Origin of the sequence: Nonomuraea sp. CA-143628, assembly GCF_050942315.1 — a bacterium.
Classification (GTDB): Bacteria; Actinomycetota; Actinomycetes; order Streptosporangiales; family Streptosporangiaceae; genus Nonomuraea.
In genome coordinates this window covers 1,247,125-1,269,465 of the sequence record NZ_CP192072.1, presented here as the reverse complement: position 1 = coordinate 1,269,465, position 22,341 = coordinate 1,247,125, and the positions used below count along the sequence as shown (strand labels likewise).

At 68.7% G+C, this 22,341-nt stretch carries 14 protein-coding genes; 9 read left to right on the top strand and 5 right to left on the bottom strand.

Features of this window, described 5'->3' with window-relative positions:
* Positions 1–76 precede the first annotated feature (76 nt).
* On the top strand, positions 77–1,309 hold the full coding sequence (locus ACQP2T_RS06040) for an FxsB family cyclophane-forming radical SAM/SPASM peptide maturase (RefSeq protein WP_433515199.1): 1,233 nt from the start codon (positions 77–79) through the stop codon (positions 1,307–1,309).
* Between the two features lie 18 nt (positions 1,310–1,327).
* Here ACQP2T_RS06040 and fxsT read toward each other — a convergent pair whose 3' ends face one another.
* Positions 1,328–3,841 carry an FxSxx-COOH system tetratricopeptide repeat protein gene (gene fxsT, locus ACQP2T_RS06035; protein ID WP_433515198.1) on the bottom strand — a complete coding sequence of 838 codons (2,514 nt, stop codon included), beginning with the start codon at positions 3,839–3,841 and terminating at the stop codon, positions 1,328–1,330.
* Positions 3,842–4,027: 186 nt separating this feature from the next.
* On the opposite strand from fxsT, the gene ACQP2T_RS06030 reads away from it, so the two are divergent.
* Positions 4,028–4,186, top strand: a complete 159-nt coding sequence (locus ACQP2T_RS06030; RefSeq protein WP_393481381.1) for a hypothetical protein — start codon at positions 4,028–4,030, stop codon at positions 4,184–4,186.
* Between the two features lie 173 nt (positions 4,187–4,359).
* A complete protein-coding gene (locus tag ACQP2T_RS06025; RefSeq protein WP_433515197.1) occupies positions 4,360–6,357 on the top strand; it encodes a tetratricopeptide repeat protein in 1,998 nt (665 codons plus the stop codon).
* A gap of 2 nt (positions 6,358–6,359) precedes the next feature.
* On the opposite strand, the gene ACQP2T_RS06020 is transcribed toward ACQP2T_RS06025, so the two are convergent.
* Positions 6,360–7,601, bottom strand: a complete 1,242-nt coding sequence (locus ACQP2T_RS06020; RefSeq protein ID WP_433515196.1) for an MFS transporter — start codon at positions 7,599–7,601, stop codon at positions 6,360–6,362.
* 259 nt (positions 7,602–7,860) lie between these two features.
* Here ACQP2T_RS06020 and ACQP2T_RS06015 point away from each other — a divergent pair, with 259 nt between their 5' ends.
* Entirely contained in the window at positions 7,861–8,292 is a 432-nt protein-coding gene (locus tag ACQP2T_RS06015; RefSeq protein WP_433515195.1) for a hypothetical protein, read from the top strand.
* Entirely contained in the window at positions 8,292–8,651 is a 360-nt protein-coding gene (locus tag ACQP2T_RS06010; RefSeq protein ID WP_433515194.1) for a hypothetical protein, read from the top strand. Before ACQP2T_RS06015 ends, ACQP2T_RS06010 begins: the two co-directional genes overlap by 1 nt.
* Here ACQP2T_RS06010 and ACQP2T_RS06005 read toward each other — a convergent pair.
* A complete protein-coding gene (locus ACQP2T_RS06005; RefSeq protein ID WP_433515193.1) occupies positions 8,646–12,131 on the bottom strand; it encodes a protein kinase domain-containing protein in 3,486 nt (1,161 codons plus the stop codon). The two genes, ACQP2T_RS06010 and ACQP2T_RS06005, sit on opposite strands and share 6 nt — an antisense overlap.
* A gap of 147 nt (positions 12,132–12,278) precedes the next feature.
* Here ACQP2T_RS06005 and ACQP2T_RS06000 point away from each other — a divergent pair, with 147 nt between their 5' ends.
* From ACQP2T_RS06000 to ACQP2T_RS05990, 3 genes are all read left to right on the top strand, one after another.
* Positions 12,279–13,532, top strand: coding sequence for an AAA family ATPase (locus ACQP2T_RS06000; protein WP_433515192.1), 1,254 nt, complete (start codon positions 12,279–12,281; stop codon positions 13,530–13,532).
* Positions 13,532–14,245 (top strand): RloB family protein, encoded by a 714-nt coding sequence (locus ACQP2T_RS05995; RefSeq protein ID WP_433515191.1) that lies wholly within the window; start codon positions 13,532–13,534, stop codon positions 14,243–14,245. The genes ACQP2T_RS06000 and ACQP2T_RS05995 overlap by 1 nt, the downstream gene beginning before the upstream one ends.
* 212 nt (positions 14,246–14,457) lie before the next feature.
* Positions 14,458–15,942: a protein kinase domain-containing protein gene (locus ACQP2T_RS05990; RefSeq protein ID WP_433515190.1), complete on the top strand. Its 1,485-nt coding sequence runs from the start codon at positions 14,458–14,460 to the stop codon at positions 15,940–15,942.
* 412 nt (positions 15,943–16,354) lie between these two features.
* Here the strand turns inward: ACQP2T_RS05990 and ACQP2T_RS05985 are convergent, their stop codons facing one another.
* On the bottom strand, positions 16,355–17,119 hold the full coding sequence (locus tag ACQP2T_RS05985; protein ID WP_433515189.1) for an NAD(P)-binding domain-containing protein: 765 nt from the start codon (positions 17,117–17,119) through the stop codon (positions 16,355–16,357).
* A 253-nt stretch (positions 17,120–17,372) separates the two neighbouring features.
* Between ACQP2T_RS05985 and ACQP2T_RS05980 the strand changes: the two genes are divergently transcribed.
* Complete coding sequence (locus tag ACQP2T_RS05980) at positions 17,373–18,512, top strand: RICIN domain-containing protein (protein ID WP_433515188.1); 1,140 nt, start codon at positions 17,373–17,375, stop codon at positions 18,510–18,512.
* Between the two features lie 60 nt (positions 18,513–18,572).
* On the opposite strand, the gene ACQP2T_RS05975 is transcribed toward ACQP2T_RS05980, so the two are convergent.
* Positions 18,573–22,160 carry a WD40 repeat domain-containing serine/threonine protein kinase gene (locus tag ACQP2T_RS05975; RefSeq protein ID WP_433515187.1) on the bottom strand — a complete coding sequence of 1,196 codons (3,588 nt, stop codon included), beginning with the start codon at positions 22,158–22,160 and terminating at the stop codon, positions 18,573–18,575.
* Positions 22,161–22,341 lie beyond the last annotated feature (181 nt).

Genomic DNA, 22,341 nt, shown 5'->3' with positions numbered 1-22,341 from the left:
ATAGGGACCGGGTGCAGCGTTTCGCGAAACCCGAGCGGTGAGTGTGCTGGGGCACACGACACTTAAGAGGTAGCCGTTGTTAGGAAGCCCTGATTCGGAACCGCTGCTCACCCAGGGGTTCCCGGAATTCCTCGACGTCGACGCGCTGCTGGCCGACGGATGGAAGCCGTTCGCCTTCCAGCAGTTCATCCTGAAGATTCACAGCCGCTGTGATCTTTCCTGTCGCCACTGCTACGTGTACGAGATGGCGGACCAGAGCTGGCGCGATCAGCCCCGCAGGATGTCCGACGCCGTCGCCGACCGCACGATCGAGCGCATCGCCGAGCATGCCCGCCGCCACAACCTGCCCGAGGTGGACATCATCCTGCACGGCGGCGAGCCGCTGCTGGCCGGCCCCGAGCTCATCTCCCGCCTGGTACGCGGCATCCGTGGCGCCGTCGGCACCGGCACCCGGGTCAACGTCAACATCCAGACCAACGGCGTACGGCTCGACGAATCGTTCCTACGTCTGTTCGACTCGCTGGAGATCCGCGTCGGAGTGAGCGTCGACGGCGACGAGGAGGGCCACGACCGGCACCGCCGGTTCGCCGACGGCCGGGGCAGCCACGCCCTGGTCAGCGCGTCACTGCGCCGGCTGACCGAAGGGCCGTACCACCGCCTGTTCGGCGGGCTGCTGTGCACGGTGGACGTGCGGAACGACCCGGTGCGCACCTATGAGGCGCTGCTGGAGTTCGACCCGCCGGCGATCGACTTCCTGCTGCCCCACGGCAACTGGCCGGCCCCGCCGCCCTTCCGCGAGGCGGGCTCGGCGGCGACGCCGTACGCCGACTGGCTGATCCAGATCTTCGACCGCTGGTACGAGAGCCCGGTGCTGCAGACCGAGATCCGGATGTTCCAGGAGATCCTGCGCCTGCTGCTCGGCAGCCCTTCGCGGGCGGAGACGGTGGGGCTGTCCCCGGTGCGCATGGTGGTGATCGAGACCGACGGTCGCATCCAGCAGTCGGACATCCTGAAGAGCGCCTACCCCGGCGCCCCCCAAACCCCGCTGCACGTGCTCAGAGACCCGCTCGACCGGGCGCTGCTGCACCCGTCGATCGTCGCGCGGCAGATCGGCGAGCTGGCGCTGTCTCCTGCCTGCCGCAGCTGCGAGATCGTCTCCACCTGCGGGGGCGGGCTCTACGCGCACCGCTACAGCCAGGACACCGGCTTCGCGACTCCCTCCGTCTACTGTCCTGACCTGTACCGGCTGATCACCTACATCGCCGCGCGGTGCGCCCGCGACATGGCGCGGCTCCGCGGAGCGAGCTGAGCCCGGAGCCCGGCCGGATCAGATGGGTGGCGGGTCGAAGTCGCAGTTGAGCCGCTCACCGGCGAGCGCCGCGAGCGTGTCGGGATGGTCACGTCCCACGATCAGGTCGAAGCGCCTCATCGTCTCCTCGTGCAGCCGCGCGGCTTCGTCCTCCGCGCCCGTCGCCCGCAGGTCCAGGCTCAGATTGGCGGCGCAGACGAGGCTGAGGTAGTGGTCGGGGGTGAAGTGCGTCTGGATCCGCTGGTAGTTCTCCTCGCCGAGCCGCCGGGCCTGGTCGAACTCGCCGAGCGCGGCCAGGTCGTTCTGCAGGTTGATGCCGCAGGTCACCGTGTAGTCGTGATCGCGGCCGAGCCGCTCGGTGAGAACCTTCAGGGCGTTCTGATCGATCTCCCGCGCCTTGGCGGCGTCGCCGCTCAGGCGGGCCAGCAGCGCCAGATTGATCCTGCTCGCCTGGGTGAACGGGTGGTCCTCTCCGAACACCTGGGGGTAGAACTCCAGCGCGCGATCCACCATCGCCTGGGCCTCGTCGAGCTCACCGAAGGCGCGCAGGGCGTTGGACAGGCCGAGGGCGGCGGCCATCGTGTCGGCGTGCACGTCTCCGTACAGTCGCCGCAGCCGGGTGTAGGTGTCCCGCATGAGCTCCAGGGCCTCGCCCAGCCGGCCGGTCCGGCGCTGACTGATGGCGAGCTCCTTGGCCCCGAGCAGGGTGGCGGGGTGGTCTTCGCCCAGCTGCGCCACGCCGTATCTGAAGGACTCCTCGGCCATGTCGGTCCCCACGTGGAACCGGCCGTTCAGCCGCACCGCGCGAGCCAGGTTGGTCCAGGTCTGCAGCAGGAGGCGCCGGCCGCTGCCCTCCGCGCCGCTCATATAGAGGTAGGCGTCCTGGAGAATCTGCTGCGCCTCGCCGTATTCGCTGGTCAGGGCGTAGTCGAGGGCCAGGTTGTTACGGGCGCGCAGCGTCCGGAGCTCGTTCTCGCCGTACAGTCGCTCGTACCCCTCACGGACCTCCGCGTCGACGTCGCGCGCCCTCAGGAAGTCGCCACGGCCACGGAGCGAGGTGGCGTAGCCGTTCATCGCCCACAGCGTTTCCGGCTGCTCGTGGCCCAGGACCTCCCGCATCACCTCCAAGGCCCTCGAGTCGATCTCGTACGCCTCGGGATAGAGGGTCAGCGCCAGCTTGATGTTGCCCAGGTGGATCTGGGCCACCAGCACGTCCTGGTGCCGCGCGCCGCTCTGCTCTGTCCATTTCTCGATGTATTCGCCGAGCAGTGCCTCCGCCTGTTTGTAGCTCCCGCGTACGTAGAGATAACGCACCAGGTCGATCGCGAACTTGCGGACGTTCGGCTCGACGCAGTTGATCAGCCCCGACGGCTCCAGGTGAGCGGCCAGCTCCTCGAAACTGGGCCATTTGGTCTCGTCGTCCGGGTCGCTCGGCGCGCTGCCCGCCAGGAGCAGGTGCACCTCGTGGCGGAGCTCGCCGCGGTCCTTCTCCGGCGTCTCGTCGCGCAGCAGTGCCTGGTTGAGCCGGTGGACCTGAAGGGTGCGGGCGGCGGGCTCGACCTTGACCAGCGCGTAACGTTCCAAATTGCTCAGCGCGTTGGTCAGCAGGATGGCGTCGGACAGGATGGGCGCCAGCCGCGGACCGACCAGCCGGTTGCCGCGCCGGAACACGTCGCGCGGGATGGGCTCGGGGCCGAAGAAGGCGCAGCAGCGCAGGAGCTCGACCGCCTCGGGGACCCGGTCCTCGAGCTGCGAGACCGACAGCTGCCACGCGGCGGTCATGGACTGCGGGTAGGTCGGCGCCTTCTCCAGGCTGAGCAGCCGGCCCGTCTGCTCCTCCAGCAGCGAGACGTACTCGTCCACCGGCATCAGGGTGCGGGCCAGCAGGGCGGCGGCCTGCTCCAGCGCCAGCGGGAGGTCGCCGAGCTTCTCGGCCAGCAGGGCCGCCCCGGCCTCGCTCACCGCCCCGCCGAGGCGCTTGCGGAGGAACTCCACGCTCTCCTCGCGCCTGAAGACGTCCACCTGAATGGTGGGCTCATGGTCGCTCCAGCGCGAGTTACGCGAGGTGATCAGGACGTGGCCGGGCCCTCTGGGGATGAAGTCCTTGATGTAGTCGGGCTCTTCGGCGTTGTCGAAGATCACCAGCCAGCTTCGGTACGGGACGCCGCTCTGCAGCGTACGCAGCACCGCCTGGGTGGCCTGCTCGGCACCGGTCGCGGGCGGGAGTCCGAGCACCTGGCCCATCGCGGCCAGCGACGACGGGACCAGCACCGGCTGGTCCGCGGAGATCCACCAGACCAGGTCGTAATGGGCGCGGTACTGCCAGGCGTACTCGATGGCCAGCTGTGTCTTGCCGACGCCGCCGAGCCCCTGGAGGGCCTGGGGCTGCGCCACGACGGCGGTGACGGTGTTGATGCTCTTCCTGAGCACGGTCAGCAGGTCCGCGCGGCCGGTGAAGTTCGGATTACGTTTGGGGACCCTTTCCCAGACCTTCGGCCCCTGCGGCACCATGGAGTGTGAATTTTCCGTCACGTCAACCTCCGCCCCAGACGCCGGTAATCATATGTCTCATCCTAGAGCTTGATTAGTCCATCCGTTTATCACAGAATCGAAATAAGAAGAAGCCAGACCGGCCTCGGCCGGGCTGACACACTCACGCTCATAAGCGCCTGTACATCATTTGACATTCGGATGGCCCGAAATGGACGGGGAGTGCACATGCGTGATGGGCAGTACAGATCTCGCCTCCTGATCGACGACACCACCGCTTCCCTGCGGCACGTGCCGGAAATGGAGAGCGCCGCCCTGCGAGCAGCGGTGGCATCCTGCCAGAGCGACAAGAAGGAGCCGGGAGCGGGCTTCTCCAACTCAATTTAAGACATACTCCGCATTTCTCAGCAGCAAGGCGGAAATCGGGCGTGCAAGGCGCGCCCGATGAGTGCCTCATCCAGCAGGATGGGCGCGCGCCCGCGCGCGCATGCGAAGAATTCGCCCACCTTGACCGTCACGGAGGAAATGTGCGGTGAAACGCGGCTGCGGATAGGAACGACATGGGCACTTCCGGTATGGACGCACGGCAGGCGGCGCCGGGACCATACAGGGGGTTACGCGTCTTTCGCGGCGAAGATCGGCATGGATTCTTCGGACGCGACGCGGAGTCTCGCGTTATTTGCCAGCTTTGGCAGAGTAAACGGCTGACCGTTCTGTATGGCGCTTCGGGTAGCGGGAAGACCTCCCTCATCCAGGCAGGCGTGATCCCGCTCCTCAGCCCGAACCGGACCGACGTCCTCCCTCTCGGCCGGGTGTCCTACGGGTCGTGCTTTCCGCAGGCCGCACTCCCCGCCCATGATCCGTACGTCCTCGCCCTGCTGATGTCGTGGTCCCCCATGGCCACGCCCACCCGGCTGGCGAGCATGACGATCCCCGCGTTCCTGCGGGCCCGGCCGGTCAAACGCGACACCTACGGCGATCCGACCCTCACCATGGTGGCCATCGACCAGGTCGAGGAGCTCTTCGCCACCGGCCGCCGCCGCCATCCCTACCGGGACTGGTTCTTCGGGCAGCTCGGCGAGGCGCTCCACGCGGATCCCGGCCTCCGGCTGCTGCTGTCGATCCGCGCGGACCGGTTGCGGGACCTGCTGCCGTACGAGCGGGAGCTGGCCGGCTCCGACCGGGAACGCTTCCCGCTGGAGGCGCTGGACCAGGCGGGCGCGCTGGAGGCGGTGACCAGGCCGATCGAGGGCACCGGGCACGTGTTCGCCCCTGGGGTGGCCGAGCAGATCGTCCGAGACCTCATCCAGATCAGGGGGCGCGCGAACCCCGCGCAGCAGGCGGAGGGCGTGGACCCGGTCCACCTCCAGGTGGTGTGCGAGGCGCTGTGGAACGCGCTGCCCGCCGAGGCCACGAAGATCACCGCCGGCGAGGCGAGCCTGTACGCCGACAAGACGCTCTCCGAGCACTACCACCGGGTGATCGCGGAGATCGCGGCCGAGCGGCTCAACGGTGACGAGCACCGGCTGCGGACGTGGTTACGGCTGGCGTTCGCCGACCGGTCGGGGAGCCGGCAGCCCGTCCGTCAGAGCGCGATCCGGCTGGCCGGGATCAGCAGGGCCACCGTCGCCCTGCTGGTGACCCGGCACCTGCTCCGGGCCGATCAGCACATGGGCGAGAGCTCGTACGAGCTGGCGTACGACCGCCTCTTACAGGCTCCCGCGCAGGAGGACTACCAGCCCCGCGCCTTTCCGGACCGGCTGCCGACCGAGGACCATCTCCGCGCCGCCGAGAGCGCCCTGCGCGAGGGCGATCTCGTGCTGGCGGAGCAGCACGGCAAGGAGGGCCTGGCCCGTTCCGACCAGGACGACCTCCGGGTGCGAGCGCAGATCGAGTCGCTTCTGGGCAACATCGCGCTCAAGCGGGGCGAGCTGAGTGACGCGGTCTCCCGCTACAGCGCGGCCGCCCAGAGCTTCGAGACGGCCGGCGAGGTGGCCTCTGTCGGCCCCATGCTCACGGCCATCGGACGGCTGCGGCTCACTCAAGGATCCCCCAACGAGGCCGTACGCCACCTGAGGGCGGCGATGGTACGCGCGCCCGCCGATCTCACGATCCAGACCGAGCTGGCGTGGGCGCTGTGGCACGGCGGGCATCCGGACGCGGCGGTGGGCGTGCTCAACGACGTGCTCGACCGTGAGGGCAACAACGCCGACGCCCTGCTCGGCCGGGGCCAGATGCTGGCCGGCATGGGCCGGGCCCGCGCCGCGCTGCGCGACCTGGACCGGGCCCGGCCGCTGCGGTGGCCGTTCGCCAAGATCGCGCACGCGCTGGCGCTCGCCGAGACCGACAGTCTGGAGGAGGCCCAGCAGGAGATGATGGAGGCGCTGGCGGAGGCCGTGGACGACGGTCCGCTGCTGCTTTATGCGGCTCGGGTGGAGGAACTGGCGGGCAAGACCACCTCAGCGGTGGACCTGGCCAAGGCGGCGATCTCCGCGCAGCGGCCCGCGCTGCCCGAGCACATGAAGCAGGACGCTCACCGGCTGGTCGGCGCCCGGTGACGTCACACCATGTGGGGCTCGCCGACGAAGTCCGGTAGCGGCGGAGTCAGCCATTTGCGCAGTCGCGGCACGATCAGAACCGACAGTGCCAGCACCAGCATCGCGCCGAAAAGCAGCATCGTGCCGCCCGTCACGCCGTGCCAGGTGACCAGAAAGGCACCAAGCGGCGCGGCGAGGGAAAGCGCGCCATAGGACGACAGTCGCGAGACCCCGACCACACGGGCCAGTGTCCCCGGGTCGATTCTGGCGACCTCCACGTCCCTGATCGCCACATTGCTCATCGCACCGCCGATCCCGGTGGTGAAGAAGGCCATGGCGAAGAAGAGCGGCTGCGACCGGAGCACCGACCCCAGCATCGCGAGGAGCATGGCCAGCAGCCAGATCCCCGTGTGGATCAGCAGGGTGAAACGCAGCGGCCGCTGGAAGAAGGTCAGAGTTGCGCCCAGCGCTCCGCCCACTCCACCGGCCGCCAGCACGAGCCCGATCGTCAGCGACGGCGCACCGTCGGACCCCGCGACGAAGATCATGATGAGCGTGTTGACCATCAGGTTGGTGATGGTGACCAGCATGATCGCGCCCCGTAGAAACTCCTGCTTCATGAGCACGTGAAAGCCCACGGACAGATCGCTGAGCTGCAACGAATGGCGGGCGGGCCGCCGCCCGCCGCCCGGACTCCCCTTCCAGAACAGCACCAAGGAAATGGCGAACAGCACGGCGTTAACCACAAAAGGGATAAACGCTCCCACTCCAAACAGATATCCGCCGAGCGGCCGACCGGCGAGCGAGGCGAGATGGCTGGCCCCCTCGCTTTTGGCCAGCGCACGCCGCATCATGACCGGCTTGACCAGCGACGGGAGCAACGCCGTCTCCGCCAGGTTGCACATGACCCAGAACGTGCCCTCAAGCAGGGCCGCCGTGAGAAGGTGAAAGAGCGAGGGGCCACCGAAGAGCATCGCGAACGCCACACTCGCCACGGTCAGCCAGCGGCCGAACTCCGCCCAGAGCATGATCGAACGGCTGGACATCCTGTCGACCAGAAGCCCACCGGGGATATAGAAGACCAGGATGGGGATGGTCCAGGCGAACCCCGCCCAACCGGCGGCGGCGGGCGATTTGGTCTGCGCGAGAGCGAGGAGCGGATAGGCGACACCGAGTGTCCGTGTGCCTACCGTGGAAATGGTCGAACCAGCCCATACAAGGGCAAATCTAGTCGTCTTCGGTGGGCCCGAGTTGTCGGCCGACAAGCTTTCTGTCCTAGTCAACTCCCCCGCCCTGGCCGGTGGTTCCTGGAGCCCGACCTTAGGGTCAATAGTGGGGATGGCCACGGCGAACAGCCTGCCTCTTATGCATGGATGGAAAGCGCTGTACCGACTCTTGGAGCTTTGAGACCCGTCGGAGTATAGCCCGGCTCCGATAGGCCCATCAGGGCTTGCGACTACGTGACAGCGGCACGATTCCCTGCAGGGAATCGCAAAGTCGCAGGCCGCGCCGGACACTACTCACATGAACCAACTTGATGTGAAGCAGTGGGCCGACCGTTATATCGCCCAGTGGAACGAGCCCGACCCGGCGACGCGGAGCGCCCTCATCCGCGAGCTGTGGGCGCCCGACGGGATCCAGGTACTGGTCGACCCGCCCCAGGAGATCCGCGACGCCGCCACAGCGCTCGCCTTTCCGGTGCCGCCCCTGGAGGTCCGGGGTCACGACGCCTTGGACGCCAGGGTGAGCCGTGCCTACGAGATGTTCGTCGAACCGGGCGAGCACGTCTTCGAGGCCGCCGAGGAGGCGTACTCCCTCATGCCCAACGTGCTCGCCATCCGGTGGTCGATGGTGTCGACCCGGACGGGCGAGGCCGTCGGCGGCGGCCTGGACATCCTGGCTGTGGACGGCGAGGGCCGGCTGCGTACCGACCACCAGTTCATCGGAGCGAGCTGATGCGCTTCACCAGGATCGCCCGCACCGAGGACGGCGGATCGGCGTTCGAGGACGGCGAGATCGCGCTCGCCCAGCGGCAGGTCGCCGAAGGGGTACCGGCCATGGCGGTCGGCGGGCTGCCGTCGAAGGGCGGCGTGCAGTTCGTCCGCAGCGCCGCTTTCGACAGCGCCGCCCATCCGGCGCCGCGCGAGCAGTGGGTGATGATGCTGCGCGGCACGATCGAGGTGACGGTCACGGACGGCAGCCGACGCCGCTTCGGCGCGGGCGACCTGGTGCTCGCCGCCGACACGACAGGGCTGGGACACATCACCACCGGCGTCGGCGAACCACCGTTCGAGGCGCTGTTCATCCCGCTATAGGCAGGTTTCCCGGTACGCGACGTCACCCAGGTACTGGCTCCACTCCGCCTGGGTGAGCCGGCGGCCCGCGCGCCCGCACACCAGGGCGGCCACCCGCTCGGTCCCCACGGGAATCTCCAGGATGTCGCCGCCGGCCGAGAAGTACAGCGTGCGGCCATCGGCGCTGAAGGTCAGCGAGTTGACATCCTGGATCGTCCGGGCATCGAAGGAGCCCCCGAGCCGCCGCCTGTTGACGGGGTCCCAGAGCTGAACGAGGCCGCCGTTGATCGCCGTCGCGAGCACGTCCCCGCGCGGTGAGAACGTCAGGGCGTCCACGGGGCCCGCCGCTTTCGGCAGCATGGGACGTAACGCCGTCGGCCCGGACGGGTCCCAGAGCGAGATGCGTCCCGTCTCGTCGTAGGCGACGGCCATGAGGCCACGGCTGCTCAAGGCGACACCGGCCTCACCGCCATAGGCCATGTCGTAACCCTCACCGACCGGTTTGCCGGTGGCGAGGTCGATGAACCTGCCGGAGCCGGTGGCGAGCCTCTTGCCGTCGGGCAGGAACGGGCCGCCGACGCTGGTGGTGGTGAAGCTGTCGTGCAGCACCCGGCCGGTGGCCGCGTCGAGCACGGTCAGCCAGGACTTCGGGGTCTGCCCGTACGGGCCGAGGACGAGCGCGATCGTCCTGCCGTCCGGGCTGAAGGCGGCCTGTGACGCCGGGAAGCCGTCGACTTCGTGCCGGGAGCGGATCGACCAGATCCGTTTGCGGGTACCGACGTCGACCAGCTCGATCCGCCCGGCTTCCGAGGCGATGAGCAGCCGTTTGGCCGGCTGATCGAACGCCAACAGAGCCGACATATCCGGTTCGACGGTGAAGCGGGCGACCTCCTTGCGCTCGTGCACGTTCCAGAGCCGGACGTACTTGCTGTCGACGGCGCGCACCGCAGCCCACTGGCTGCCGGGGCTGAGGACGGCGTTGCCCCCCGCCTTGACCGAGGTGGCGCGCGGGGACAGGTCCACGCTGATCACCGAGTCGTCCATCAGGTAACGCAGCGTGGAGCCGTCGAAACCGACGCCGGTCAGGTTGCCCTCGGCCTGGTACGTCAGCAGCTCGACGTCGTGGTCGGCGACCTTCCATACCCGGAGCTTCCGGCCCCTGTACGCGGCGAGGTAGCGGCCGTCAGGGCTGAAGCGCAGCCGCGGGGAGAAGCCCTCGCAGACGTCGCAGGTCCAGTCGCGCTTGTCGCGGCGGCGCCCGGTGGCGGCGTCCAGGAGCACCACGTCGCTGCCCGCGCAGGCCAGGGTGAGGCCGTCGGGTGAGAACGCGGCGACCGAGTGCGGCCGACGGCAGCCGGGGTAGCGGTGCTCGGGGGTCCAGCCGGGCAGAGCGCGCTCGGCGAAGCTGTCGCCGGTGAGCAGCAGGTGCCTGCCTGTCGGGTCGATCACCGGACCCCAGCCGTGCGAGACGGCCTCCTTGCCGAACTTCCTGCCGGTACGCAGGTCCACCAGGTGGTCGAGGTCGTTGTTGAAACTGACGGCGAGGGTGGCCTCGTCCTCACCGATGTCGATCTGGATCGTCATGTCGCCCGGTGGGAAGCTCTCCTTGAACAGCCGCTTGCCGTCGGCGAGGCTCCAGACACCGAGCTCGTCATGGGTGTACACCGCCAGCAGCCGCCCGGTCCTGCTCAGCACGGGGTCGTTGAGCTCTTGGCCCTTCAGCCCCAACCCCTTCCAACCACCCGTCCGCTCGTGCGTGCGGACGTCGTACACATTCACACCCCCGCCCTCGCTGACGCTGACCAGCGTGCGGCCATCACCGCTGAGCGTCCGCGTGGCCAGCCCCGTGACCTGCGGGTCGTGGAAGACCGCGGTCTCCTGCTGCTGGGCCGAGGCCATCAGCGCGGAGTGGGCCTCGACCTGCGGGGAGACGCGCCAGGCCGCCACGCTGAGCAGCATCGCCAGGACCGGGTCGGTGGTACGCAGCCGGTCCGCCTCGGCCGCCACCTGCTTGGCCGTGACCACGTCACGCTGGTCGGACGCCTGCTGACGCTGCCACAACGCCAGCCCGCTCGCCACGAGCGAGACCACCAGCAGTCCGGCCAACCCGGTGGTGGTCAGGGTCCTGCGTCTGGCGCGCTTCCTGGTCAGCGCGGTGCCCGCCTGGAGGAAGTCGCGCTCGCGAGGAGTCAGCGTCACGTGGCGGCGCCCGGTGGCCGCCCAGCTCAGCGCCTGCTCCAGGCGGCTGCCCTGGAGCAGGTCGGCGTCGCGCCTGCCGTTGCCGGTCCAGTGCCGCGCCGCGCTGGTGATCTGGCTCAGGACGACGAGCCCTTCACGGTCGGCGTCCACCCACATGCGCAGCCTGGGCCAGGCCCGCAGCAGCCCGGGACGCGACAGGGCGACCGACTCGTCGTCGGCGGCGACGACGTACGAGAAGGTCCGCAGGATGCGCCGGATGGCGGCGGCCTCGTGCTCGGGACGCCCACCGAACAGCTCGTCCTGGGAGACCGTCCTTCCACTCTCACGGCCGTCCTCGTCCACGGCGACCAGCCGCAGGAACACCTCGGCGGCCAGCTCACGCTCCTCAGGCCCGAGCGCGCCATAGGCGTCCTCCGCGATGGCGCCCAGCGCCGGATCAGCCCCATCCTCGCCCCGCACCCCCTGGGCGGCCCGGCTCCCCTCCGCCAGCAGCTCTGAGGTATCGGAACCGTTGCCGCTGACCAGCGCGAGCAACAGCTCGTGGGAGGTCGGCCTGGCAGCGGGATCCTTGCTCATCGCGGCCGAGACCAACGCGGCCACCCGAGGCGGCAACGCGCTCAGATCGGGCTGGTACGACAACACCCGATGCATCACGCCGCCGAGGTTGTCGGCATCGAACGGTTCCTGCCCGGTGGCGGCGTACACCATGATCGCCCCCCAGGCGAACACGTCCGCCCGAGCCCCCGCCCGCTGCCCGGTGAACACCTCGGGCGCCATATAACTGGGCGTGCCCGACACCTCTCCGGTCTTGGTGAGCGACATGTCCAGCGTCCGCGCGATGCCGAAGTCGATCACCCGCGGCCCGTCGGGACCGAGCAGCACGTTGTCGGGCTTCAGATCGCGGTGGATGACCCCCGCCTCGTGGATCGCCGTCAGCGCCGTCGCGACCGCCGTGGCCAGCCGGTGCAGGTCGTCACCGGTGAACCTGCGCCCCTCGCGCACGGCCTGCCGCAGGCTCGGCCCCGGCACGTACTCGGAGACGATGTACGGCCTGGGCCCGTCCAGATCCGCGGTCAGCACCCTGGCCGTACAGAACGACGCCACCCGGCCCGCGACGGTGGCCTCTTTGGCGAACCGATCCCGGCTGCCGTCGTGGCCGGCCGCGTGCAGCATCTTGAGCGCCACGCGGCGCCCGTCCGCGTCGTAGGCCTCGTAGACGACACCCTGCCCCCCGGAGCCGAGCCGCCCGGCCAGCCAGTAGCCCCCGATGTGCTGCGGATCTCCCCCGCTGAGCGATTCCACGGCGAATTAGACGCAAATGGTCACCTGTGAGTTGTGCTGCTTGGCGCCTCTCTCAGACATTCGAACAGCGCGAGCAGCCGCGTTGCGTAGATAATCTTCATGGATCCCTCTAGAATCGATCCAGGGTATGGATTAGTAGGGTGTGCGGTGCTGCTGAGATTCAGAGGGGCCAACCATAGATCCTTCCGTGACGAGTTCGAGGTCTGGCTGGCGGCGAGCAAGTTCAACCAGGGGGCAAGCCGCCCTGCCGGTCTGGCTGAAGACCCCGACTTGGCCTATCTACCGACGACCGCGATCTACGGCTCGAACGCGTCCGGTAAGTCGAACGTCCTGCATGCCATCCGCTGGATGCGGCAGGCGGTCCTCAACTCCGTCCACGGCTGGTCCACCCTTGACGGCATCCCGCGCGAGCCGTACGAACTCGACCCGGCGGCCCGTACGGACGCTTCCCTCTTCGAGGTCGACATCGTCCTCGGCGGCGACCGGTACATCTATGGCTTCGAGGTCTCCGACCAACGAGTCGAGACCGAATGGCTGCATACATACCCCGGCGGACGGGCCCGCCGGCAGGTCTGGTTCGAACGCGACGCCGACACCGACGATCCCTTCACCTTTCCCGGCGAAGGGCTGAAGGGGCCGAAGGAGAGCCTTGTCTCCCAGACCCGGCCCGACGCGCTGTTCCTGACCGTCGCCGCGGCCTTCAATCAGCCCCATCTCAAGCCGATCCACGACTGGTTCCGGCACAACCTCTGGTGGATCAGCCCAGGCCGCGACTTTGAAGATCGACAGAGCTTCACGCGCAAGATGCTCGACGACCCACGGCAGCGGGATCGCATCATCGCGCTTCTCAAGGTCGCGGACCTGGGGGTCGTGGGAACCGAGATCGACAGCCTGACCGGCGAGCTCCGACTCGTGCACCAAGGGCCCCACAGCCCTGTCGCGCTGAGCTACGAACGCCAGGAATCGATGGGCACCCGATCCTGGTTCGCCTTCCTCGGCCCCCTCCTCACCACCCTGGACCACGGGGCGGCCCTCCTCATCGACGAACTCGACACCAGCCTGCATCCCCTCTTCGCCGCCGAAGTCCTCCGGCTCTTCCAGGATCCGGCGGCCAACCCCAACAACGCGCAATTGGTATGCACGGTCCACGACGCGACCCTGCTGGGCCGCACGCACCTCTTCCAGCCGCTGGAGCGGGACCAGGTACGCATCACCGTCAAGAACCGAGACGGCGCTTCCGAGATCTATCCGCTGACCGACGCCCGCCCCCGCAAATCCGAGGCCCTCGATCGCAACTACCTGGCCGGTACATACGGCGGCGTACCGAGGCTGACCGTCGGCGAGATCGCAGAGACGCTCGCCGGCCCACTCACGGAGCCGACACCGGAGGTACCTACCTGATGGCCAAACGCGGGGCACCCGGTGGAACCACGCTTCCGCGTCCAGGTCTGGGCAGCCGCAGAAAGAACAATGTCCTCTTCGTAGTCTGCGAGGGCCAGACCGAGCGGAGCTACTTCCACCATCTCAACCACCGTTTTGGAGCGGAGCACAACTTCCAGATCCAGCTCACCCCGCGCAAGGTCACCGAGGGGCAACAGTTCAACGGCTACAAGCCCGTTCCAGCGGTACGAGAGGCGATCAGGCTCAAGAAGTCCACGAAGGGGATCAAGAACACGGTGTTCTGGGCGATCTTCGACCGTGATGAGAACGAGGACATCTACGAGGCGTTTCGCCTTGCCCGCCATAACGGGATCAACGTCGCTTTCTCCCACCCACACTTCGAACTCTGGCTCTGGCTCCACTTCGCGTCGGGCACGCCTGGCCGACTCGGCGGAGACCGTACGACGATCCCGGCGAAGCTTCGGGGGACCAAGCAATTCGCAGACTTCGAAAAGCTGGTCGAGCCTCACCACTTCGAGGAGCTGATCAAGGAAGGCCGCCAGGCAACGGCGGTCAAACTGGCCCAGCACCTCGTGGCCGACTGCCCGAGCGGGCGCTGCGCTCCCGCGCCAGAGCCCGGCGCACCTGGCCACGCTCCCAACTGCGACATCCTCCTACGCGATCCCTCTACCGACGTCTACCGCATCCTTGAGGTCCTCGGGATCGCCCCCTGACGATCTTCGCTCTTGGTACGGCTGCTCACTTCGGGCAACGCGCGCCCGGCGGCTGGTGGCACGGTGGCCCGCCGACGAATCAAGATGCGGGAACCGAGGGAGAAGATCAGGCGCTCCAACCGATTCGCCCCTAAAATCAGGACCTTTCGCATAGACCCTGATTTCACCAGGAGGCAACAGATGGACCGCCCCGAGCCCTGGGTGGCAGCGCGGTGAACCTGCTCGCGGGCCGCTATCGGCTGCTGTCGCAGCTCGGCCAGGGCGGCATGGGCACCGTGTGGCGAGCGATGGACGAACTGCTGCGGCAGGAGGTGGCCATCAAAGAGGTCCGGCTGCCACCGGACCTCGACGACGCGTCGCGGGCCGAGCTGCTGGAACGCACGCTGCGCGAGGCGCGGGCCGCCGCGCGGCTGCGTTCGCACCCGTCCATCGTCACCGTGCACGACGTCGTTCTCGACGGCGGACGGCCGTGGATCGTCATGGAACTGGTCCGCGGACGCTCCCTCGACCAGGCCGTACGCACCAACGGCCCGCTGCCGCCGCGCCAGGTCGCCGGGATCGGCCTGCGCATGCTCGACGCCCTCGGCGCCGCGCACGCGTCGGGCATCCTGCACCGGGACGTCAAGCCGGCCAACGTCATGCTCACCGACGACGGACGGGTGCTGCTGACCGACTTCGGCATCGCGACCGTCGCCGGCGACGCCGCACTCACGCAGACCGGCCTGCTCACCGGCTCACCCGGCTACATCGCCCCCGAGCGCCTGCGCGGCGAGGCCGACGGCCCCCTCGCCGACCTGTGGGCGCTCGGCGCCACGCTCTTCACGGCCGTGGAGGGCGGCCCGCCGTTCGCCCGCGCCAACCAGGCCGCCGTGATGGCCGCCGTCCTCATGCAGGAGCCCGCCCCGGCCCGCCTGGCCGGCCCGCTCACCCCCGTACTCGCCGCGATCCTGGAAAAGGATCCGGTACGCCGCTGTCCCCCGGACCAGGTGGCCGGCTGGCTGAACGCCATCGCGCAAGGCACGCCCACGACCGATCCGGCCCAGCACCGCGAGCGAACGGTGCCGAGTTCCCCGCCCGCACGCCGCCGCCGGACACCCATCGTCATAGGCGCCGCACTCGCGGTGGCGCTGAGCATCGCAGCGGGAGTGGTGATCCTGGTACAGGTCATGCCGAACCTCGGCACCCCGTCCGGCCATACGGCCACTCCCCCCGCCACCTCCAAGGCGTCCGCCAAGCCGACGGTTCAGGCCCTGTTCACCCGCGACTTCGACACATGTGACCTGCTGACCAATGCCCAGGTACGCTCACTGATCGGCGGCTCGATAAAGCGCGGGTTCTCGTCCTCCGAGGTCTGCGACTGGACCAGACCGGACGGCAAGAGGGTTAGCGCCGTGGTGTTTCATGCGAAGAGTGTCGCGATGGCCCGGACCGCTCACCAGAACGCGGTCAAGTCCATGAAGGAGGAGCCGAAGCGCACCCCCGGGGCCAAGCTCCGCAAGGGGCCGAACGTAGGCGACGAGGCGTATACGGTCCACACATACACCCGCATCGGCGGTCTCATACTCCACCGCACCCACATCTCCTTGAGCGTCTCGAACCTCTGGATAACCCTCGACTGCGAGATCTCTCAGTCCGGGTACGCCACCGCCGACCGGCTGGCCAGGCTCATCGTGGCGGCCGTCAACAAGCACCGCTGATCCGGCTTTCGGCTGTCCGCCGAGATCCGCCGTGTTCTGGCCCGCCTGTTCATCCCGACTCCGCCCCGCGTCGAAGAGGTCGAAGAAAGGGAAATGCGCCAACCGACAGCTGAAGGGAACCCGCATGCGTACTGCCATCAGATTCGTGATCACGATCGTCGTAGCGCTGGTCACCGTCGCAGCCGTACAGGCCGCAGCCTCCGCCGCCACGGCCATCGAGTACGGGCTCATGCTCTAAGGCGGATCGAGACCGGTCTGGTGCGTGCGGCCGTGTTGCGCCGCACGCACCTCTTCCAGCCGTTGAGCAGACCGAGCGGAACTGCTTCCGACCGTTACACCGTGGACCCGCATGCAGCACCAGCCTGCCAGCGGCGACGATCTCCGATGTGGCCCACGCGATCTGCCGACGCGGCTATGTGAGGTCGGCGAGGAGCCCGTCAAGTGCGCTGGTCAGCGCCTCGGAGTTGGCCGTGTCGAACCACCTGGTGCGGATGCGTTCGTTGCTTCCGCCCGGGGTCTCGTGGTCGGCCGCGAGCTGGTGCAGGGAGCGGGTCTCATCGCTGAGGGAACGACCGACCCCCTGGAAGAGGCCGCGAACGTAACGGTCGGCGTCGTCGGCGGCGATGCCGCGGCTGATGGCCCACGACCCGAGTGTGGCGAGGTAGGAGTAGTGGGTGGTGAGCGTCCCCGTCAGTGCGGAGAAGACATTGAAGGCCGCCTCGTCCGCGACCGGGAGCGCGCCGCCCAGATGCTCGAAAAGACCATCCACCACCGGGTGCGATGGGTATGTCACCGTGACGGAGCGGCGTTCGCGTACGGCGGGCAGCGGAATGGCCCGTACCAGCGGGGCGTCGGTGGCCAGCGTCCGGCGCAGGTCGTCGTTGCCGACGCCGGCCATCACGTTGACCACGATCTTGCCGTCGTCCACCCTCAAGCCGGCGAGGGCTTCGTGCCGGTCTGGTCGGCGTACGGCGATGATCACTATCTCGGAACGGCCCACCACCTCCTGGTTGTCAGCGCACACCTGTACGCTCTCGTAGCGCTCGGACAGCTCCGCGGCTGTACGGGCGCCTCGCGGCGAGAGGTAGATCTCCGGCGGCTCTTCGATGCCGTCGCACAGGCCGTCCACCATGGCCCGGCCGATCTCGCCGACACCGATGATCCCGATGCGTTGCACTATGTCTCCTTGTCGTCCTATCAGCGGTGCCCGTACTGATGCGTCCTACCGCCCTCAACCAGCGCGATCTCGCAGTATTTTCCGAAAAGCATTTCGCGAGCCGCATCGATCGTACGCAATGCCGCCACCCCCATGACCTGCTGTCCTCGCCGCTCTCTCTGTAACGTTCACAAGATCTTGCCGAAAACCTTTTCGCGCGTCATCGTAAGCCACAAGTCTGCCCTCGCTCCCAGGACTCGGAGGACGCGCATCGATGAAACGATTAGCCGCCGCCCTTACCTCGCTGACCACCGCCCTGGTCTTTGTGATCACGATGGGCGGCACCTCGCCGGCCAACGCCGCCACGACGTTCACCTCGACAGCCGTCAACCAGAACGGCGCCAACTGCCTGACCCTCCCCAACAGCTCCACCACCAACGGCGTCCAGCTCACGCAGGCGTCCTGTAACGGTGGCGGCAACCAGAACTTCACCTTCACCCCGGTGAGTGGCACCACCGACCAGTACACCGTCGGCACCTCGACCAGCGGCAGATGCGTGGACGTCTACGGCGCGTCCACCGCCGACAACGCCACGGTCATCCAGTGGAACTGCTCAGGCGCCAACAACCAGAAGTTCCGCCTGGTGACGGTCAGCGGCACCGACAAGACCTTCAGGCTCCAGGCCGTGCACTCCAGCAAGTGCGTCGTCCCCGCAGGCGGCTCGTCGGCCGCCAACACCGGCCTCGTACAACTGCCCTGCGACGCGGTGTCCTCGCGGACCTGGCGGCTGCCGAACTACACCAGCGGTGGCGGCAACCCCACCACACCCCCGGAAAAGACGATCCGGGTGTACTGGCTGAAGCCCTCCGACGTGGCCTACGACCAGCGGTGGCCGGACGGCATCGCCAATGTCATGCGGGAGGCGCAGCGCTACTACAAGCAGGAGCTGGGCAAGACCTTCACCCTCAACAACCCCGTGGTGGAGGTCGTCAACGGCGACCACGTGAAGAACTGGTACGAGACCACCCCCAACGGGAGCGATCCGTACTGGTGGACCGTCTTCAACATGCAGCAAGAACTCCTCAGGAAGCTGAACCTGAGATCGCCAGACCCGCGCTGGATCAACGTGGGTGAGATCAGCGCGGAGGGCAACGGCGCGGGCGGTGGTGGTGGCGGTGGCTGGGTGATCCTGAACCAGCACGACGCCGATGGCGCCGCGGGCGTGAACGGCCCGATGAACCGCTGGTACGGCGGTATGGTCCACGAACTGGGCCATGCCTTCGGCCTGCCCGACTCGTCGTCCACCGACGGGACACCGATGTCCGCGTCGTTCTACGACTACCCGAACACGCATTTCAACCAGAGTCAGAAAAATGGCATCTTGAACGGTCCGTACGGCAGCTTCCTGAGCTGACCTCGGCCAGACGTACCACCGGCCCGTCCCCGCTCGATCGGGAACGGGCCGGCCCAACGATCACGGGCAGACCTCCCGGTACGGCACTCCGGGCAGATACCGCTGCCAGTCGGCCCGCGTCAGCCCCCGCCCGGCGCGGGCGCAGATCGTGGCGGCCGTCGCCTCGGGGCCGACGGAAACGTCGCGCAGCACGCCTGTGTCATCAAGGGTGTGCAGTACCGCCCCATCTGCTCCGAACGCGGCTAACACGGACTCCCCCTCCACCACCATCGATGGCCCGAGCTTGCGCGGCGTGGCGACGTCCCACAGCTGGATCTCTCCCACGCCGATGGACGCCGCCACGTCCCCCTTCGGGGAGAAGACGATCTGGGTGATCCCGACGCCGTCGTTGGGGTTCGCCCGGAACGTCGGGCCGCGCTTGCCGCCCGTGGCCACGTCCCAGAACGCGAGCCTGCCCGTCTCGTCGCCGGTGGCGAGGATCGCTCCGTCAGGGCTGAAGGCCATCGTCCGCGCTCCGCCGTCGAGGCCCCCCGGGCCGAAGCCGGGGCCCACCGGCCAGCCGGTGGAGAGATCGATCAAATGGTTTCCCATGCTGGTCACCGGCACCATCATCGGGCTACCCGGCCGGAACACGACCTCCCACAGGTTCCCGGTCTCGATGGACCGCATCCACGTGTGGTGCGGCACGTCCCAGACGAACACGCGACTGTGCCCCGTGCCCTCAAGGTCGTCGTTGGTGTCGCTGGCGCCGACCGCGACGAGCGTCCCGTTCCCGTTCACCGCCACCGTGGATGCCGTCCAGGGGTCCGGCAACCGGGCCGTGGACACATGCGACGGCTGGGAGGTGTCCCGCATCTCCAGCTGTTGTCCCAGGCCGCCGATGGACGCCAGCAGCCGCCCGTCGGCGCTGAAGGCGAGGGCCATCAGGCTGTCTCCGATGGTGACCTTCAGCGGGGAGCCCAGTGGGCGGCGCCTCACCATGTCCCAGAGCACCAGTTGCCGCGACTCGGCCGTCGGCTGCGTGGCCAGGAACCGGCCGTCGGGGCTGAACACCGCGGTCTCCGGGGCGTGGCCGGGCAGCCGCACGGGGTGGAGCAGATCGGAGATGTCGAGGCTCACGACGGTCTCGTCGGCGAGGTACCGCAGGGTCGTACCGTCGAAGGCCACGTTCTGCGGGGCGGCCCGGTAGTCGAGCAGGGTGGTCCCGTCGGAGACGCGGATGAGCTCGAAGCGGTCGTTGCCGTCGCTCACGAGGTAGCGGCCATCGGGGCTGAACCAGATCCGGCCGCCGCCCGTGGACGTCCGTTGGGAGAGCGTACGCCCGGTGCGCAGGTCCACGAACTCGATGCCCGAGCCGGTGCCGCACGCGACCATGTGACCGTCGGGGCTGATGGCCGCCACCTGCCCGTCTTTGACACAGGTCTCGCCGTCGTGCCACCTCGCCACCGGCTTCCCGCTCGGCAGTCTGAGCAGTTGGAAACGCCCTTCGAGGTCGGTGTTCACGACCAGGTCGTTGGCCGGGGTGACGGCCGGCCGCAGCATGCCGGCCCTGGTGGAGACGGTCGCGCCGGTCCGTGTGTCCCACAGGTCGCCGCCTTGGGATCCCAAGACGTTCACGTACCGGTCGCCGGTCAGGAACTGGACGCCGCCGAAGAATCCCGGCACCTCGATCTTGCGCCTGGCTCCCGTCTGCCTGCCGGTGCTCGTGTCCCAGATGGTGACGGCATGGCCCGCGGCCACGGCCAGCAGCCGGCCGCTGGGGCTGAGGTCGGCTCCGAGGAACCTGTCCGTACCCATCTTCAGGTCGTTCCAGCCGCCGACCCTCTTCCCCGTACGCACGTCGTAGATCCGCACGCCCCGCGGGGACACGCTGACGAACGTACGCCCGTCCGTGGTCATCTGCCGTACGGTCTCGGCGCCGGTGTCTGGGTCGGTGAACGCCGCGCGCTCACGCTGTGCCCACGCGTTCTCCAGGGTCGCCCGCGTCGCGGGGACGGGGGCCAGCCGCCAGGCGGCGACGCTGAGCAGCATCGCCCGAACCGGGTCGGTCGCGCGCATGGTGTCGGCCTGCGCCGCGACCTTGCCCGCGACCGCCTCGTCCCGCTGCGCCGCGACGATCCTGCTCTGCTCCGAGACCAGGCGGCTCTGCCGCAGGGCGAGGCCGCCGCCCGCCAGCGCGAGGACGAGCAGGACGGCCAGGACGGCCGTGAAGAGGCGGCGGCGCCGGACCCGGTGGCGGGTGGCGGCGTTGCAGGCGTCGAGGAAGTCGCGTTCGAGCTTGCTCAGGGTGAGGTGGCGGCGGCCGGTGGCGGCCCAGCGCAGTGCCGTCTCCAGGCGGCTGCCCTGGAAGACGTCGCCGTCACGACGTCCATGCGCGTTCCAGTGGCGCGCGCCGGTGTGGATCATGTCGTGCGTGGGCAGTCCGTCGCGCTCGTCGCCGACCCAGGTCCGCAGCCGCGGCCAGGCCCGCACCAGCGCCGGCCTGGCCAGGGTGATGTCATCGCCCCGCGTGGTCACCAGGTACGCGAAGACCTCCAGGATCCGCTCCAGCGCGGCCCGCTCCTGCGACGTCCTGGCCTCCGACAACTCCTCCCGCGACGCCGCCCGTACGGTCACCTCGCCGGTGTCGGTGACGTTCACCAGGCGCAGGAACAGATCGGGGACCAGATCACGCTCGGCGGGGTCGAGGAATTCGTAGGCGTCGTCGGCCAGGGTGCCGAGAGTGGGATCGGCCGGGGCCCCACGGTCGAGCAGCCCTGCCTCGGCACTGCCGACGATGAGCAGGTCGGCCTGACTGCCCTGGCCGCCACTGACCAGGCCACCGCTGCCCAGGCCGCCGCTGACCAGGCCGCCGCTGACCAGGCCGAGCAGCAGCTCGCGCGCGACCGGCCTGGCGAGGGGGTCCTTGGCCAGGGCCGCCGAGACCAGCGGCCGCACCGACCGTGGCAGCACCGTCAGATCCGGCTCGGCCGACAGGACGCGGTGCATGACCGCGCCCAGACTCTCCGCCCGGAAAGGATCGTCACCGGTCGCCGCATAGACCATGATGGCGCCCCAGGCGAACACGTCGGCGGGAGTGTCGGCGCGCTGCCCGGTGAACACCTCCGGAGCCATGTACGTGGGGGTGCCGGTGACCTGGCCGGTCGCGGTCAGCGACATCTCCGGGGTCCGCGCCACGCCGAAGTCGATGACGCGCGGGCCGTCGGGCCCCAGCAGCACGTTGTCGGGTTTGAGATCGCGGTGAATGACCCCGGCGTCGTGAATGGCGGTCAGCGCCGTGGCCACCGCGGTCGCCAGACGGTGCAGCTCGTCGCCGCTGAACCGCCGCCCACCGTCGACCGCCTGGCGCAGGCTGGGCCCCTCGACGTACTCGCTGACCAGGTAGGGCTTGGGCGCGTCCAGATCAACCGCCAGCACCCGGGCGGTACAGAACGAGGCCACCCGCTGAGCGGCAGCGGCCTCCTTGCCGAACCGGGCCCGCAGACCCCGGTCACCGGCGGCGTTTCCGTGCAACACCTTGATCGCCACCCGGTCGCCCTGGGAGTCGTACGCCTCGTACACCACCCCCTGCCCGCCGGCCCCGAGCCGCCCCGCCAGCCAGAAATCCCCCAGCCGAAGCGGGTCACCAGGTAACAGAGCCGACGCCATCTCACCACCCCGTCATCTTTGATCGACTACGTCGTTTAGATGCCGTCCCCATCCCTGGGGTTGCCGTCCTCGCGCCTGCCATCCCAACCGAGCCGGTGGTGACCGTCGCACCATGAGCCGGATGAACAGATCCTCAACAGACCCTCAACGCGCCCGGCCTACCTTCCCCTCATACCAATCC

Bases quoted from the DNA above. Each gene is read 5' to 3' on its own strand.
- ACQP2T_RS06030 (WP_393481381.1), top strand. From the start codon at position 4,028: ATGCGTGATGGGCAGTACAGATCTCGCCTCCTGATCGACGACACCACC.
- ACQP2T_RS06025 (WP_433515197.1), top strand. From the start codon at position 4,360: ATGGGCACTTCCGGTATGGACGCACGGCAGGCGGCGCCGGGACCATAC.
- ACQP2T_RS06015 (WP_433515195.1), top strand. From the start codon at position 7,861: ATGAACCAACTTGATGTGAAGCAGTGGGCCGACCGTTATATCGCCCAG.
- ACQP2T_RS06010 (WP_433515194.1), top strand. From the start codon at position 8,292: ATGCGCTTCACCAGGATCGCCCGCACCGAGGACGGCGGATCGGCGTTC.
- ACQP2T_RS05995 (WP_433515191.1), top strand. From the start codon at position 13,532: ATGGCCAAACGCGGGGCACCCGGTGGAACCACGCTTCCGCGTCCAGGT.
- ACQP2T_RS05980 (WP_433515188.1), top strand. From the start codon at position 17,373: ATGAAACGATTAGCCGCCGCCCTTACCTCGCTGACCACCGCCCTGGTC.
- ACQP2T_RS05975 (WP_433515187.1), bottom strand. From the start codon at position 22,160: ATGGCGTCGGCTCTGTTACCTGGTGACCCGCTTCGGCTGGGGGATTTC.